This is a genomic window from Aeoliella mucimassa (assembly GCF_007748035.1).
In the GTDB taxonomy this organism is placed as follows: domain Bacteria; phylum Planctomycetota; class Planctomycetia; order Pirellulales; family Lacipirellulaceae; genus Aeoliella; species Aeoliella mucimassa.
The window spans coordinates 1,425,595-1,440,959 of record NZ_CP036278.1; the positions used below are offsets into that span (position 1 = coordinate 1,425,595).

The window sequence follows — 15,365 nt, forward strand, 5'->3', positions numbered from 1 at the left end:
TTTCTTCTGGCGTTTACGCTTCTGGCGATACTCATGGGGTGGTGGGTGCATTCCGCGCGTCGCCAAGCGTAAGCAGCCGAGTGGGTTGCTTCGCAAGGGGGACACCTTACGTTCGCCTACGAACGTCCCACGGAGAACGGCTCTTATCCCCAAGGGGCGAGCCCGCCGGGACCGGAGTGGCTGCGAGACATCGTCGGTATTCACTATTTCTCATCGGTCATCGGAGTGACTCTCGACCGCGATGAAATCGATAACCTTCAGCCGCTGGGTGATCTCGCACAGATAGAGAGCCTGGCCTTGATGAATTATGTCTCGCCCGAAACCGATTGGTCCTGCCTGACCGAGTTGAAGCATCTCAAGAAGCTCCACTTGGGTTACACGGGACTCGATACCGAGGCAATCAAGAGACTTAAAGAAACACTGCCCGAGTGCGAAGTTATAGAACACTAAAGCCTCGCAACCTATTTGTCGTTATGCGCTAGATTGTGGCGAATTTTTGTAGTGAAGGCCGGTGCACCATGACTGGCATATAAAAGTGTCACGCTGATGGCGTAGAAATTGCACGACTACTCAAATTGCCTTGAAGTCCCCGTTGCAGAAAAGTAACTTGTCATGTTCTGGGAAAACAGTTTGTTCTTGGAGAAATGGGTCTCGTGAAATCGTTCCGCCTCGATAATGGTGTCATCGACAGTTGGCCAGCGATTCTGTTTGCGCTCGGGGTGACTGCCTTTCTCGCATACCTGGGGTGGTTAGATGCCGTTTGGCGAGCGACGTTTATTCTATTTGGCGCGTCCTATTTCGGCTATGCAGCGCGGGGCTCTCTGACGAGTCGCCTACGTTCGAAGTACCCTAACGCTACGCATATCTGGTTGGTTTCAATTGGACTGACCAGTGCCAGTCTTGGAGTGGTCACAAGAATGCTCTTTCCATCTCTTCAAGGCGGATTGACGGACTACGTATGGATCTCCATTTCCTTCTCTACCATTTTACTATTTGTCATGGCCTTGTTGAACAATTAGTCACAAACCTCCGTAAAAACTAACGTGGAATGGAACCACGTACCTTTTTTACGGAGATCGAACATGGCTACGAAAGAAAAACGAACCTACAAAGTCACGAACTGGAAGGAGTATAACAAGTCGCTCATCGAGCGTGGAAACATCACTATTTGGTTTAGCGACGAGGCGTTGGAGAACTGGGAACATCCTAACGACCAGACAAAAGTCGGTCGCCCTTTTGTCTTCAGCGATACGGCGATCGAGTGCTTGCTGACGATTCGCGAACTGCTGAAACTTCCCTATCGGCAGACTGAGGGATTCGGCCGCTCGCTGGTGGCGATGTTGGGCGTCGAGGCAGCGATTCCCAATTATTCTTCGCTCGCCAAGCGAGCCAGCAAGCTGAATGTTTCGCTCGATATCGCTAACAAGAGGGGCGACATCGATATCGTGGTGGATAGCACCGGCATGAAAGTGTTTGGCGAGGGCGAATGGAAGATGCGGACGCATGGCAAGTCGAAGCGGCGGACATGGCGGAAGCTGCATTTGTCGGTGAATCCTGACACCCGCGAGATTGTGGCGGAGATTTTGACCGAGAACAGTTGCCACGATGCCGATGCGGTTCCCGAAATGCTGGAGCAGGTGGAGCAGCCCGTAAAAAAGTTTCACGGCGACGGTAGTTACGACAAGTGGAAGGTTTATGAAGGGCTGGAATCCGAAGGCATTGAGCCGGTGATTCCGCCGCAGCACAACGCCAAGATCAAACAACATGGCAACTCTGCGGAGGAGCCTTTGCCCCGGGACGAGGCAATTCGTCAGATTCGACGCAAGGGGCGTAGGAGTTGGAAAGAGGAAGTGGGCTATCATCGTAGAAGCTTGGCGGAAACGACCATGTACCGAGTGAAACAAAGCTTTGGGAGCCATCTCAAAAACCGAGTATTCGAAAACCAACAAACGGAAGCCCGCTTGCGCTGTAAAATCATCAATCAATTCACCCAACTCGGGCTTCCACAGTTCGAGTGGAGTTAGTCAACAAGGCCATTTGTCATTGTTAATCGTCGCGATCCCGACGTGCTCAATTAAGGACACGGAATGCCGCTGACAAGTCTCAATGGCCCGAACAGGAGTCATAGTTCTACGCCAGTTATCTCGGTTAGCTAGCAGGCTCCAAGCCCTCCCCAAACGACTCCAGAATTCTCCCCAGTTTCTTGTAGTAATTGGCCACCTGGTGTGCATTAATGAACAGTACACTCTCTTGTGATGGGTGCGTCGATCTTTGACAACTCGAACCTCAAGGCAGCACTTGGGCTACGCAGTGCTCCGGACCGTGAGTCGCCTGGGCACTCAGCGGGCAAATGTCCCCAATTGCCCCCACTCAGCAGCGGGGTGGGGCGAAACTCCCTGCGGGCGTTTTTCGGCAACGTGAAAATGTGCCGGGAAACCAAGGCGAAACGCGAAGTCGGCGGGCTCGGAGTAGAGACAATAAAGCCCCCACGAATCGATTTCCGGGGTTTGGGGGCAAAACGATTCGCCTGCCACCCGCGTTGAATCGATGCGTGCCCGCTCTCGCGATGCAAGCGCGAAGCTAATCGGCAATTCGCCAGCGGGCCTGGAACATCCACACGATCAGCACCAGCAGGGCCAGGTTGTATAGCACGGTCGCGCCGACATAGGCGTAGAAGAGGTCGAGGTCGGCCCACACGGCCGCGACTTCCTGGGCGTCGAGCATGTCTTGCTCGAACTCCAGCGGCAATGCAAACGCCGCGGCGAACGGGCTGGCCGCGCTGGTCAGCCGCACGACTTGGGCCCCCTCGGTGCCGGCAAAGAACGTGTCGGAAAAATAGCGGGCAGCGAGCGGGGCGATGAACAGCGTGATCAGCACGATGTAGCTGGCCATCAAGCTCTGCGAAGTCTTGGAAAACACCGTGGAGCAAAACAGCGCGGTCAGCGCGGTCGTGATGCAACTCAAGGCGAAAATCAAAAAGTACCCGGCCATCGTGCCGAGGTTTTCCCAGTAACCGACCGGCATTAAGCAAGCCAGCAGCACCGGCCACATCAGAAAGCAGGTCAGCACGCTCGACACCCGCAGGCCGGAGAGCAATTTACCCCACAGCATTTGCCAGGGGGTGATCAAGGTCACCAACAGCAGGTCGAGCGTTTCGCGCTCGCGTTCGTTGCACACGCTGCCGGCCGAGAAGACCGGCCCGACCAGCACGTTGAACAACAACACGTAACAAATGTACCAAGGAGCATAACGCGGAAAAATGTACAAGCAAACCGCCATGATCGGCAGCGCCAGGAACATCGAAATCTGAATCACCAGCCGTAGCATGAGGGTGCCTTGGCTGAAGATCTCGCTGCGCATTTCCTTGTCGTAGATCGGGTTCATCCCATCTTCGAGCAGCGTGGTTCGCTTGGGAGGAGCAAACAGCCGATCGGGGAACTCGTCGCGCTTGATGTAGAGGCCCACCGACTCGCGAGCTTCGTTGTCGAGGTCGACCACGTCCTTGCCGCCGGAGCCGAAGTCGGCCGGGTACATCAAACGACGTTGCGTAGCAAACCAGAACACCGAGGAGAGCAACAAGCAAATGGCCGGCGCGAAGACGATGCCGAACATCAAGCGAGCCGAGCCGAGGGTGCCGAGCGAGTTCCAAATCAACACGCCGACCAGTGCCAGCGGAAGGATCATCAAATAACTCACCAGCAGCGACGCCGAAGTGCGACTGAAGAAGCTACTCGCCCACAAACAAATCGTACCCGACAGAACCACCGACGAAATCATGGCCATGTAGGCCGAGAACACCTCGTAAGGCGAAACCCCACCAAGCGGCAAGCAGAGCATCACGATCGGCAACGAGCAAAGCATCAGGATAGCGAGATGGCAGAGCGAAGCAAGCAACTTACCCAGCACGATCGCACTCGGCTTCAGCGGGCTGGCGAGCAGCATCTCGTAGCTCTGCCGTTCCTTCTCGCCGGTGATGGCTCCCGCAGCAAAGCTGGGAGTCATCAGCGAAGCGATGATGTACTGCCCGAAGAAGAACAGATTGACCAACCGCTTGGCCTCTTCAGGTTGAGCAAAATCCAACACCGCCGACTGCGGCCAAGCCAGATAAACCACCCCACCCAACAAAGCCACGTAAGCAAACAACAACACAAACGCCCGAAACAATCGCAGATTGCTCAGGAGCTCGTACTGGAGGACAGGATTTTGAGTGAGGTACATAACGAAGTCAGTTGGAGGTTGGACGTTGGGCGTTTGGAGTTATTCGTTGGCAGATCCAGAGTTGTGGTTGTCGCGGCCTCGATTAGAACGAATCAAACCATGGAGCATTCTGGAAGTGGTATCGCATTTTTCCAGGACGCTTGTAAGTTCGTTGCTGTTGCCAAACCCGAGTCCTTGGGAAATCGTAATCTGCGTTTCCAACTCAGCGACGGAGCCGAGAGCGTATCCACAGAAGCGAATCATCTCGGGTGTGGAATTTCGGCCATGCCCTTCGGCAATGTTCGAAGGAATCGACACAGCGGCTCGTCGCATCTGGCTGATAAGGCCAAACCTTTCATCGTTGGGGAACGATCGTGTAGCTCCATAGACATCGATGGCCAACTCGGTGCCGAGCTGCCAAACCTTCAGTTCGCGAAAACTTGCCATGGATTCCCCCCAGGCTTACCTTCCAACTCCCAACTTCCAACCTCCAACACCCAACTAATACGCCCGCGGGTGGACTTTGCCCATCACTCGGCTTGGCAGGCCTTGGATGCGGAGGAAGCCTTCGGCGTCGGTTTGGTCGTAGCTGCCGCCGCCTTCCATGCTGGCGACTTCGGCGTCGTACAGGCTGTTGGGGCTGGTGCGGCCATGGACCTCGATGTTGCCTTTGTACAGGCCCAGGGTGACTTCGCCGGTGACTGGTTTCTGGGCTTCCTTGATGAACGCCATGAGGGCATCCATCTTCGGCACGAACCAGAATCCGTAATACACCATCTCGGCCACTTCGGGGGCCATGCGGTCGCGAAGGTGAATCAGGTCGCGGTCGAGGGTCAGTTGTTCCATTTGCAGGTGGGCAGCGTACAGGGCGGTCATACCAGGGGCCTCGTACACGCCACGACTCTTCATGCCGACGAAGCGGTTTTCGATGATGTCGATCCGTCCGACGCCATTGCGGCCGGCGATGTCGTTCATCGTCTTTACTACTTCCAAGGCACTGAGCTTCTTGCCGTTGACCGAAACCGGTACGCCCGACTCGAAGCCGATGGTTACTTCTTCGGTGGTGTCGGGCGCATCTTGGGGAGAAACTCCCATGCCAAAGTCGACGATCGACACGCCGTTGACCGCGGGGTCTTCGAGCATGCCTGCTTCGTAGCTAATGTGCAGGCAGTTTTCGTCGCTACTGTAAGGCTTGGCCTTCGAAGCCTTGACGGGAATTCCCTTCGACTCGCAGTACTCGATCATCTCGGTACGGCCGGGGAACAGCTTGCGGAACTTCTCCATCCGCCAGGGGGCGATGATCTTGATATCGGGGTCCAGGGCCTCGGCTGCCAGCTGGAAGCGGCACTGATCGTTCCCCTTGCCGGTGGCTCCGTGGGCGTAGGCAACCGCACCGACTTCGCGGGCGACTTGCAGGATGGCCTTGGAGATCAGCGGGCGGGCGATCGAAGTACCCAGCAGGTAAATGCCTTCGTACTTGGCCTGCCATTGCATGACCGGGAACGCGTAGTCGCGGCAAAGTTCCTCTTGCACGTCGAGGATACGAGCCGAGGCGGCCCCGTTGTTGTTGGCCTTTTCGATCATCGCATCGCGATCTTCGCCCGGTTGGCCGAGGTCGACGTACACGCAGTGCACTTCGTACCCCTCGTCCTGCAACCAGCCCAAAATGACCGAAGTATCCAATCCACCCGAATACGCAAGCACGCAACTAGCCATAAGATTCGAATCCCAATAAACGACAGGAAGCCAGAAAAGCCGCAGCAAACGCGCGACAATCAGCCCTCGATTGTGGTTGTCTACTCCCTAATAAGCAAGCGGCGAGCCCCCCGGAAGTGGAGAAGAAACCGCAGGAATTCGGGGATTGCACGCCCCCCGCCGGGCAAAGCAACGCGAAGCCGCTCCCCCAGGCAGGCGACAGCCCGCCGACCTTGCCGATCCGATTCGGCTTTGGTAGGCTAACGAGCTTGAAACGGGCTGTAGCTCAGCTTGGCTAGAGCGCTGCGTTCGGGACGCAGAGGTCGGAGGTTCAAATCCTCTCAGCCCGATTCTCTCTAAGTCTTTTGCTGACAAGCCCTTCGAGGTTACCTGCTGGTGGTCGGCAGTGCAGCTTGCTCCTTTGCTGCTTCCAGCGTTTTTCTCACTCTCCACCAACTTTCATGATGGAGGTAGGTCGCTGGTTCCAGTTAGTCCTCAACGCCATAGTTCCGGAACCCGTGCAGGCCAACGAAAGTGGAACGTGCAGGCATCGTGGCATCCATAGACTACTCGCCTGAATCTAAGGTATCCACTGCTAAAGGGCTCACGCGGGCGTTACGAAACGCCACTGCGCCATGGTCGGTTTGCAGGAAAAGCGGCGCCTCGGCGATCTCGGGGAGAGGGTCTTGGGCGTTGCCGGTGGGGGAGGAAAGTTCAACGTCTTGCTGGACAATCACCCCGTTCAATTTCACCGAATCGAAGCGGGCGTTCTGGACCTTTTTACCGTCGGCAGAGAAGCGTGGAGCACGAAACACGATATCCAGCGATTGCCATTCTCCAGCAGGTTTGGCGGCATTGGCGCGAGGTGGGACCCCCTCGTCGATGTAGTTGAGACCTTTTCCATTCTTGCGGTATACCCAATGGGGATAGACTCCACCGCAGTGTTTGGCCGTAGGGTTCTCGATGTTATGGCTGTCGTAGAGTTGGATTTCGTAGCGAGATTGTAGTTTGACGCCGGAGTTCGAGCCTTTGCCCATCATAAACTCGACGTGAACCTCGCAGTCACCAAAGCTTTGCTTCGTGTAGAGATTGCCGCTTTCTTTTTTTGCGGCGGTTAGAACACCGCTGCCTGGTGTGGTGATGAGATACTTCCCGTCAGGTGCAATGCGAGCGTCGCCGCATTGCACCAGTGACTCATTCACTTCTTCAAAGCCGATTAGACCTTGCGAGCCGATGAGGATGACCTCGCTATCATCGGTGAGTGGCTTTGTGGTTGATGAAGTGCTGGGCTGACCTCGCTCTTCGCCTTGTGCCACGATGACAAGAGCAAGCGATAGGAGAAACGCAATCGTAGTCTTTAGTGGCATCATTGTAATGTTTGATTTCAGGCGAGGGTGTGCCTCTAACCGAACCTGTGAGTGGATATGAGAGAGCATCGGGAAGATGAAACAGATGGAATCGTCATGAAACGGATAATCAAGGAGGGCCTTGTTGAACAATTAGTCACAAACCTCCGTAAAAACTAACGTGGAATGGAACCACGTACCTTTTTTACGGAGATCGAACATGGCTACGAAAGAAAAACGAACCTACAAAGTCACGAACTGGAAGGAGTATAACAAGTCGCTCATCGAGCGTGGAAACATCACTATTTGGTTTAGCGACGAGGCGTTGGAGAACTGGGAACATCCTAACGACCAGACAAAAGTCGGTCGCCCTTTTGTCTTCAGCGATACGGCGATCGAGTGCTTGCTGACGATTCGCGAACTGCTGAAACTTCCCTATCGGCAGACTGAGGGATTCGGCCGCTCGCTGGTGGCGATGTTGGGCGTCGAGGCAGCGATTCCCAATTATTCTTCGCTCGCCAAGCGAGCCAGCAAGCTGAATGTTTCGCTCGATATCGCTAACAAGAGGGGCGACATCGATATCGTGGTGGATAGCACCGGCATGAAAGTGTTTGGCGAGGGCGAATGGAAGATGCGGACGCATGGCAAGTCGAAGCGGCGGACATGGCGGAAGCTGCATTTGTCGGTGAATCCTGACACCCGCGAGATTGTGGCGGAGATTTTGACCGAGAACAGTTGCCACGATGCCGATGCGGTTCCCGAAATGCTGGAGCAGGTGGAGCAGCCCGTAAAAAAGTTTCACGGCGACGGTAGTTACGACAAGTGGAAGGTTTATGAAGGGCTGGAATCCGAAGGCATTGAGCCGGTGATTCCGCCGCAGCACAACGCCAAGATCAAACAACATGGCAACTCTGCGGAGGAGCCTTTGCCCCGGGACGAGGCAATTCGTCAGATTCGACGCAAGGGGCGTAGGAGTTGGAAAGAGGAAGTGGGCTATCATCGTAGAAGCTTGGCGGAAACGACCATGTACCGAGTGAAACAAAGCTTTGGGAGCCATCTCAAAAACCGAGTATTCGAAAACCAACAAACGGAAGCCCGCTTGCGCTGTAAAATCATCAATCAATTCACCCAACTCGGGCTTCCACAGTTCGAGTGGAGTTAGTCAACAAGGCCATCAAGGAGTATGAATTGCACATCACTGCTCTACCACCGCTCAGTCTCGAACAAGCTAACAGAGCAATGAGTGCAGCTCTAAGACTCTGTGCGTCAACCTATCTCGCCCCGCAACAGTGGAGCAACGATCGCCGGCACCTTGTACGTCGCCAGCGATGCCCTGCGCAGAAGGCGAGCGAAGCCCCTAAGGCAATCGCTGCCCCCGATGGCTCTGGTACGCGCATCTCCTGCATCTGCTCCGCGAATGCGTATCCCAGAGCTTGCTGACCAGCCCCTGAAAAATGAAGATTATCGCTTTTGAGTTCAAAGTCGTCGGTGTTCACTAGCCCCGTGTAAGGGCTTTCGGCGGCCACGGCCGCTTGAGCAGAGCTAACTCGATCGAGGTAGGTGCTGTTGAGGGCCGTCTGATTGCTCGACAACTGACCAATCACAAACGGCAGATCGCTGCCGTAGGTGGCACGGATATCGGCAATAAATCCTCTTAGATTGTCCTCAAACACGAGGCTCCGCTCGGCATGGGTGTCGGCTTCGCCTTGCATCCAAATCATCCCCTCAAGACATAACTCAAGAGTGCCGGTGGTGCCGAAGTCGCCCCGAGGCGAAGGCGAGTTGCCGTTCAGGTTTTCGTCGGACTGAATGGTCTCCATGCCATGCTCTACGACGTACTGGAAGATTTTATAGACATCCCCGTCGCCCGAAGTGGTTGTATCGCCGCCCGCTTTCCACTGGCTAAAAAGGTTGGTATCCCCTTGAGCGTATTTAATGATGGCGACTTTCTCCCCACGGGCTGCGTGGTAGTCGGCCATTGCTCGCCCAAAGGTGATCTCCGGTCCGAATTGGTTGGTTCTCGAGTTGCCAGGCTGGAGGAAGTCGTACATCAACGTTATCTGGCTGGGACTCGAATGGCTATTTGAAGTTCCCTTTCCCCAGTAAAAGGGAATGTCCGACTGCGAACCGTTTAGCTCTGCTGGCAAGTCATTGTTTGGTGCACGCCCATCCGCATTTGACTGACCGCCCACTAGATAGACATGAATTTTCTCTGCGTGTAACGTGCTAGGAAGTAGTGCAATTGCCATCAAGAGAACGGCCATCGATCGTCTGGCAGGTGCTGCCATCTGCAATGCCAGGCGTTTACCTTTCCAGGACAGAGCGAAAGCCGCTGCCGCACGTTGCAGTACTTGGTGCGCGTTCATAAGTTGGTTCAATAGGGAGCTCATCACTTCGTCACAATCTATCGTTGGTAAATCAAGGGAGTAATAAGGAACCGCTGGCCGAACCGTTGGGTGCGACCAGCGGCGATAGAGAGTCTTAGACACGTCGGCGCGTTACTAAGTATCCGCAGGCGCCTAACAACAGCAGTAGGACACTGGTGGGTTCGGGCACCCCAACTCCGAGCGCCTGAGCCCTATTGAGCACCTCTTGTTCTGTGAGAACAGTTGTGTAGAGAGCGGCTTCATCAATCACTCCGTCAAACGGGGAGTAAAGACTACCGCGTAGATTCATTGCTCCAAAATACGGGGCGTAGTTGAACTCGGAGGAGAAGTTCGAGGGAGCCTGGGATCCCCCATTGAATAGCAGTTCTTGGGGCATTCCATCGGCATAAGCTTTCAGGCGATCCGTGAGTTCAGCTCCTGTTTGGTCATAAGTCCAGAGCAGATGGTGATGGGAACCGTCGAGGAGGGTTGCATCATCGAAATATCCTCCAATGATCTTGCCGGAGTCATCACGAATATAGAAGCGAAACCTTCCTGGCTCGCCATCGTTGATGGATACGTGAGAGTTGGTGGTCAATCCATCATTCGCAGAGCCGTAGAGCATTATTCTGTTGTCGGTATTGGTCCCACTGAATACAAACTCGTAAGTCGAATTCCCCAGGAAAGAAGAGAACGGCTTGGCGGCATCGGGTGTCGCAAGGTACTGCGACGATCCGCGAGAAAAGGCAACCGCGTCGTCACTGCCTAATCCTCCACCAGTAGTGCCCAATAGGGGGGAGTTTACATAGGTTCCATCCATCGCACTGGCGCCAGCGTCGGCGGCCACGTCGCCGGTGCTTTCACCAAAGCGATAATAGAGGAATGGATTGTCGGAGAGCACTTCAGCTGCGTAACTCGGAGGAGCAGCCAAACTCACATTGCCACAGGCCGTACCAACGGCAAGTAACGACAGCAATATAAGAGTGGGGCGAAAGCTTCGGTCAAAGATCATTATGCTTTTCCTTGGGTGTGGTACTGACATGAAGAGGGGAAGTGAAACAGCCTCATTGAGAAGGGACGCAGGGGCCATGCAAAAGGGCGGATGCAAAGACTCCAGCAGCGACCGGCGAGCTGCTGCCCTATGCCCGCCGGCCGCTACCTGAGAAGTGAAGAATCTTACTTGCGTTGCTTGAACAGCATTCCGGCGATGCCTAGGCAACCAATCAGCAGGGTAATACTGCCAGGTTCGGGCACGGCGACCGAACCATTGGCGATGGTTCCAGGCGTTGATGCGCCGAAGTTGTTCTTCCATGCGGTATAGTCACCGGCGTCAACAAGGCCGGAATTGTCCCCCGTGCCGGGCGGTAGAACCGACTCGTCGGCGCCCAGGTTATCACGCCAAACGGTGTAATCGGCCAAGTTGACGATTCCGTCGCCGTTGAAGTCGCCGGCGAGGTTGAGCGAAACAATAGCCAATTCGCCCGTTAGCAACAGATTGGTCGTATCCCAGTCCAGACCGCTAGCCAGTACCGGCAACACGAGGCTGTCGAACGCTCCGGTCACGGATTCGGGATCGAAGTTCAGCACATCAAATACGTCGCCCACATTAAAGACGGCATCTGCCAGTTCGGTAAGCTGGAATATACCATCGGCGGTAAAGGCTCCCGCCACCGTGACCGTGCTATGCTCTCCCTCCGACTGCACGAACAATTCCAGCGTGGAACTATTAGCCAAAGCGAGGTCGCCGGCCACGTTAAGATCAGCCAGATTATCGAATCCATCAACGATATTCCCTTGAAGATTGTCGACGGCTACGTTGGTCGCGCTACCAGTGGACCTTGTTGCAAAGAGCTCAATCGACAGTTCTCGCGTCCCAATCGGCACGTAGGCCGTGAGGTTCGTTTCACGCCAAGCCGAACCGGTATTGCCGTAGTTTGCGGGGTCGGCAAAGCCGAGGCTGTTACCGCTGCCATCGAGAAACTCAACGCGCATCTCGCCCTTATCGTTACCATCGGTGCCAGCATACATAAGGGACAAAGCAATGGTCTGACCGCCCGCATCGATCGCAGTGCTATGAGCAGAAACATTGAGCGACTGAGTGATGCTGGAGTCGGTGGCCCCCGCTGGAGCTCCTGCGCTATTTCGGTTGGCACTTAAGATCAACGATCCATTGGCATCCACGGGATTGGGGTCGTCGGTGCCATCACTCAACCACCAACCGGGGGTCGCTCCCGAGCCGCTGGTCCAGCCGGCAATCGGGGTAAGTTCCGAATCGTTGTCGGTGCCTGTTTCGAAGTCGCCATTCACAATCGGCAGCGGAGTACTTCCCGCACTCTTGCTGCCGACCGCCAGTAGGCCTGAGTTGCTGATGTCGCCGGTGGAGGCATCGACCAAGTAACTGGTCGAGGCACCAGAAGCCACGGTAGTGGCACCAGAATAGTTGTTGCCAGTGTTGCCGAAGTAAACGGTCCCGGATTCGATATTCACCTCACCGCTGCCGGCAATGCCTCCATCGCCAACCAACGTATAGCTCTTCGACGAACCAGCAAACGTCACCGAGCCTGCATAGCGATCTCCATCCACACTGACAATCGTAGAACCAGTAGCCGAGTCGTCGAACACGACGTGGTCGAGGTCTTGATACTGTTTATCTCCCTCTTGCCAGTTTTGGCTCGAAGCAACATCCCAGACCGAGGTGGTTCCGTTCCAAGTACGCGTAGCAGACGAACCGGAAATGACTACCTGCACCTGCCCCGCGGTCGATCCATTGATCGACGCGGTTTGTCGTGTGGTCAGCTGATTGCCAGATGGGTCAGTAATGTTTGCGGCTACTGAGTTCAAAGAGCTGTTGGTGCCAGAAGAATAGGTCACTAGCGTCTTCGAACCGACGTCCAGATAACCATGGGCGGGAGTGATGTTGAACGTAAAGTCAGTTGTCGAAGCGGTAAACGAGCCCGAGACCGACAGAAGGTCGCCACTAGTATCGGCGTCGTTACCAACGTCAAAGGCCCACGCGCCACCGCCATCGCCCGCCAAAAGCCGGGCGTTGCCAATGATCGAAAGCGTGCCAACTTCTCCGTCGCTATCTCCTGGCACCAGGCTGCCATCGTCGTAGAAGTCGACCGATTTGTTGGTTGTGCCGGCTTGGGCGTCGATGGTACCACCACCTCGGATCACGCCGCTAATGGTTTGCTGATAGTTGGTAAACGAAGAGACGTCCAGCGTCGCCCCCGACTTAATGGTAATGTTCTCGCTCAACAGTTCGCCGGTGTTGCCCGAGCCGGTCACCACCATGGTGCCTTCTTCAACAACGGTGTCCCCGTACCAGTAATGGGCCGACTCGCTCGAAGTATAGCCAATCGTGAGTGTGCCGGAACCTTGCTTGACGACGCTGACGTTCTTGTCGTGCGAATTGGTGAAGGTCACTTGTCCCGACGCCAGATTGACCTCTCCATCGGTAATGTAACTTGAGATGACGGTGTTTCCAGCTCCAGAGAACACGAGTGTATGCGGATCGGAATCGTCCGAGGCGTACACCTTATCGATGGTGAGTGTTCCCGAAGCCGACTCGATGTTGAACAGAGGGTTGTTGACCGTGCCGTCCGCAAAAATGTAACCATTCCAGGCGTTATTGCCACTGCTGGTAAGAGCAATGTCTTCCGTCGTGCGGCCTTCGAAGTCGAGTACCTCATTCGCAATCGTTACTCCACCGGTAAGGGCAAGCTTGCCAGTGCTGTTTGATTCGATCTCCGTTTCGGCAGCTAGGGTGCCACCGACACCCAGGGCGCCATTGTTCGATATCGCGAGAGTGCCGCCTTGAACGCGTATGACTCCGCCAAAGGTGGGGTTGCTACGGTTGATGCTGACCGTTTCTTCGGGAAGCAGGGTATAATCCATTTGGAAGATCGCCTCGCCATCGCCGGAGGTCTCGCCAGTCAGTTCCGTAGCAAACACGCCGCTGGCACCGGTTTGCAGCAACAGCCTGGCGCCACCGCTGATATTCACTACGCCACTGGCCTGGTTGTCGACTGCATCCAGGTTGTTAATGATCACCTGGCCGCCTTGAATGGTGGTTTGCCCGGTGTAGCCCTTGGCTCCGTCGAGTACGAGTGCCCCCCCTCCGGTTTTCAACACGCCTGTGCTACCAAGCACGTCGGCAGAAATGGTATGTACGTCCCGGTTGACATGGACTTCCGCGTCACCAGTCAGGGTCAAGGCGGCAGGGCCAGCAAGCTCGAATTGCAGACTGCTGTTGAACGACAAGTTGCCAAGGGTGACGGGGCTGTCCAGCGTCACCTCCGCCGGTGCGTTGGTTGAAGAAAGGGTCTGCGCAAACAGGGCGGTAGAGCTCGGAACGACGCCGTTAGCCCAATTGGCGGCATTGTTGAAGCTGCCACCCTTATTGAGGATCCAATAATCAGGAATATTCATACCCAACGAAATAGCTCGTGCGCTCGCATCCTGGGCATCCAGTACCGAGGCGTAGAGGGCGGCTTCGTCGAGCAATCCGTCGAACGGCGAGTAGATACTGCCGCGGTTATTCAAGGCTCCAAAGTACGGAGCATACTGAAACTCAGAGGAGAAGTCGGACGGTGCCTTCGAGCCACCGTTAAAGGTAAAACCTACTGGTACTCCGTCCACATAAGCCTTCAGGCGATCCGTCAACTCGGCACCTGTTTGATCGTAGGTCCAGATCAAATGGTGATAGGAACCGTCTAGCAGGCTGGCGTCGTCGAAATACCCTCCGATAAAATCGCCTGATTCGTCCCGTAAATACAAGCGGAATCGTCCCTGCGCACCATCGTTGATGGAGATGTGCGAATTGGTATGTGATCCATCATTCGCACTGCCGTACAGCATGACTCTGTTGTCGACATTCGTCCCATTAAACACAAACTCGTAGGAGGCACTTCCGAGCGAGTTAGAGAACGCCTTAGAGCCCTCGGGGGCAGCCAGGTACTGCTCCGTCGCCCGATCCAACGAATGGCTGCTAGAGTCGGTGGCAGCAGTGCCACTGACTTCATTGAACCTGTAGTACACAAACGGATTGTCGGCCAACACCTCCGATTCATAACTGGGAGGGGCGGAAACTGCGGAAGGTCCCAGTAGCAGTGACAACAGCACTAGCAGGGGGGCTGAAAGTGCAAGAGGGATGGCTCGCCTGCGCATAATCCTATAACTCCAAAGAAGATGGCCTCGATAAGGAATCGTTACGATATATGGGGGTTCAGGAGTACGAACACGCGTACTTCTACGACAACATCAGCATGCTTCTTGATAAGCTCGTTGACCAAGAACCAGAGCGTAACGCGCGCTAAAGTAAGTGGGAGACAGGGACTTGTTGCTTACAGCAACCACTTCCCACCTCCCAGGTGGTCATCGGGCTCTAAAAAGGCTGCGTTGCTTTGGGAGGGGCTTTAAATCTACCCCTAGTTATCCACTTCAGAAGCTGGGGATAAGTCGAAGTATTTCCAAGGATTTGAAACACTAAGCCGCCTGGCTTCACCCGATTTCGCACGATGACCAGAGATTTTGCCAAGCAATTTCTGCGAAAGGCAAAAAAACTATCGAGCCGACTGGCCTGACGGTAAACCGAAGGAATCGATCGCTTCCAACTTGATTGATTGTCGATTCTTTGGGTTCCTGAGAAAAAACATGGCAAAATCCGGCGCCTGCTCGCGAGTGTTTGTAGGCGGCTCGTTTTACCATGTAGCCTACTCGAAACTCATCCGAAGCCAGTTCGTATTGCTCGGCTTCCTTA

11 protein-coding genes and 1 tRNA gene are annotated in these 15,365 nt (G+C 55.1%); 5 read left to right on the forward strand and 7 right to left on the reverse strand.

Annotation, left to right across the window (positions count from 1 at the left end):
* Nucleotides 1-225: 225 nt before the first annotated feature.
* The 3 genes from Pan181_RS05785 (at nt 226) to Pan181_RS05790 (ending at nt 2,024) form a co-directional block, all read left to right on the forward strand.
* The gene (locus Pan181_RS05785; protein ID WP_145245930.1) at nt 226-450 is read left to right on the forward strand and encodes a hypothetical protein; all 225 of its coding nucleotides are present in this window, start codon (nt 226-228) and stop codon (nt 448-450) included.
* Between the two features lie 203 nt (nt 451-653).
* A complete protein-coding gene (locus Pan181_RS25935; RefSeq protein ID WP_197528951.1) occupies nt 654-1,019 on the forward strand; it encodes a hypothetical protein in 366 nt (121 codons plus the stop codon).
* 63 nt (nt 1,020-1,082) lie between these two features.
* The gene (locus Pan181_RS05790; protein WP_145244898.1) at nt 1,083-2,024 is read left to right on the forward strand and encodes an IS5 family transposase; all 942 of its coding nucleotides are present in this window, start codon (nt 1,083-1,085) and stop codon (nt 2,022-2,024) included.
* A gap of 556 nt (nt 2,025-2,580) precedes the next feature.
* Here the strand turns inward: Pan181_RS05790 and Pan181_RS05795 are convergent.
* The 3 genes from Pan181_RS05795 to Pan181_RS05805 are packed head-to-tail and all read right to left on the reverse strand — an operon-like array spanning nt 2,581 to nt 5,913.
* Nucleotides 2,581-4,218 (reverse strand): ABC transporter permease, encoded by a 1,638-nt coding sequence (locus Pan181_RS05795; RefSeq protein ID WP_145245931.1) that lies wholly within the window; start codon nt 4,216-4,218, stop codon nt 2,581-2,583.
* 39 nt (nt 4,219-4,257) lie between these two features.
* Nucleotides 4,258-4,644: a four helix bundle protein gene (locus tag Pan181_RS05800; RefSeq protein ID WP_145245932.1), complete on the reverse strand. Its 387-nt coding sequence runs from the start codon at nt 4,642-4,644 to the stop codon at nt 4,258-4,260.
* Nucleotides 4,645-4,698: 54 nt separating this feature from the next.
* Nucleotides 4,699-5,913 carry an argininosuccinate synthase gene (locus Pan181_RS05805; RefSeq protein ID WP_145245933.1) on the reverse strand — a complete coding sequence of 405 codons (1,215 nt, stop codon included), beginning with the start codon at nt 5,911-5,913 and terminating at the stop codon, nt 4,699-4,701.
* Between the two features lie 254 nt (nt 5,914-6,167).
* On the opposite strand from Pan181_RS05805, the gene Pan181_RS05810 reads away from it, so the two are divergent.
* A tRNA-Pro gene (locus tag Pan181_RS05810) sits at nt 6,168-6,242 on the forward strand.
* A gap of 216 nt (nt 6,243-6,458) precedes the next feature.
* Here Pan181_RS05810 and Pan181_RS05815 read toward each other — a convergent pair.
* On the reverse strand, nt 6,459-7,391 hold the full coding sequence (locus Pan181_RS05815) for a 3-keto-disaccharide hydrolase (RefSeq protein ID WP_145245934.1): 933 nt from the start codon (nt 7,389-7,391) through the stop codon (nt 6,459-6,461).
* Nucleotides 7,392-7,458: 67 nt separating this feature from the next.
* Between Pan181_RS05815 and Pan181_RS05820 the strand changes: the two genes are divergently transcribed.
* On the forward strand, nt 7,459-8,400 hold the full coding sequence (locus tag Pan181_RS05820) for an IS5 family transposase (protein WP_145244898.1): 942 nt from the start codon (nt 7,459-7,461) through the stop codon (nt 8,398-8,400).
* Between the two features lie 109 nt (nt 8,401-8,509).
* Here Pan181_RS05820 and Pan181_RS05825 read toward each other — a convergent pair whose 3' ends face one another.
* The 3 genes from Pan181_RS05825 to Pan181_RS05835 all read right to left on the reverse strand — a co-directional run bounded on the left by Pan181_RS05825 (nt 8,510) and on the right by Pan181_RS05835 (nt 14,722).
* On the reverse strand, nt 8,510-9,628 hold the full coding sequence (locus Pan181_RS05825) for a sialate O-acetylesterase (protein WP_145245935.1): 1,119 nt from the start codon (nt 9,626-9,628) through the stop codon (nt 8,510-8,512).
* A 91-nt stretch (nt 9,629-9,719) separates the two neighbouring features.
* Nucleotides 9,720-10,616 (reverse strand): LamG-like jellyroll fold domain-containing protein, encoded by an 897-nt coding sequence (locus tag Pan181_RS05830; RefSeq protein ID WP_197528953.1) that lies wholly within the window; start codon nt 10,614-10,616, stop codon nt 9,720-9,722.
* Between the two features lie 164 nt (nt 10,617-10,780).
* Nucleotides 10,781-14,722, reverse strand: a complete 3,942-nt coding sequence (locus Pan181_RS05835) for a PEP-CTERM sorting domain-containing protein (RefSeq protein ID WP_231943761.1) — start codon at nt 14,720-14,722, stop codon at nt 10,781-10,783.
* Nucleotides 14,723-15,365: the final 643 nt, after the last annotated feature.

Bases quoted from the DNA above. Each gene is read 5' to 3' on its own strand.
- Pan181_RS05825 (WP_145245935.1), bottom strand. From the start codon at position 9,628: ATGAGCTCCCTATTGAACCAACTTATGAACGCGCACCAAGTACTGCAA.
- Pan181_RS05790 (WP_145244898.1), top strand. From the start codon at position 1,083: ATGGCTACGAAAGAAAAACGAACCTACAAAGTCACGAACTGGAAGGAG.
- Pan181_RS05820 (WP_145244898.1), top strand. From the start codon at position 7,459: ATGGCTACGAAAGAAAAACGAACCTACAAAGTCACGAACTGGAAGGAG.
- Pan181_RS05830 (WP_197528953.1), bottom strand. From the start codon at position 10,616: ATGATCTTTGACCGAAGCTTTCGCCCCACTCTTATATTGCTGTCGTTA.
- Pan181_RS05795 (WP_145245931.1), bottom strand. From the start codon at position 4,218: ATGTACCTCACTCAAAATCCTGTCCTCCAGTACGAGCTCCTGAGCAAT.
- Pan181_RS05800 (WP_145245932.1), bottom strand. From the start codon at position 4,644: ATGGCAAGTTTTCGCGAACTGAAGGTTTGGCAGCTCGGCACCGAGTTG.
- Pan181_RS05805 (WP_145245933.1), bottom strand. From the start codon at position 5,913: ATGGCTAGTTGCGTGCTTGCGTATTCGGGTGGATTGGATACTTCGGTC.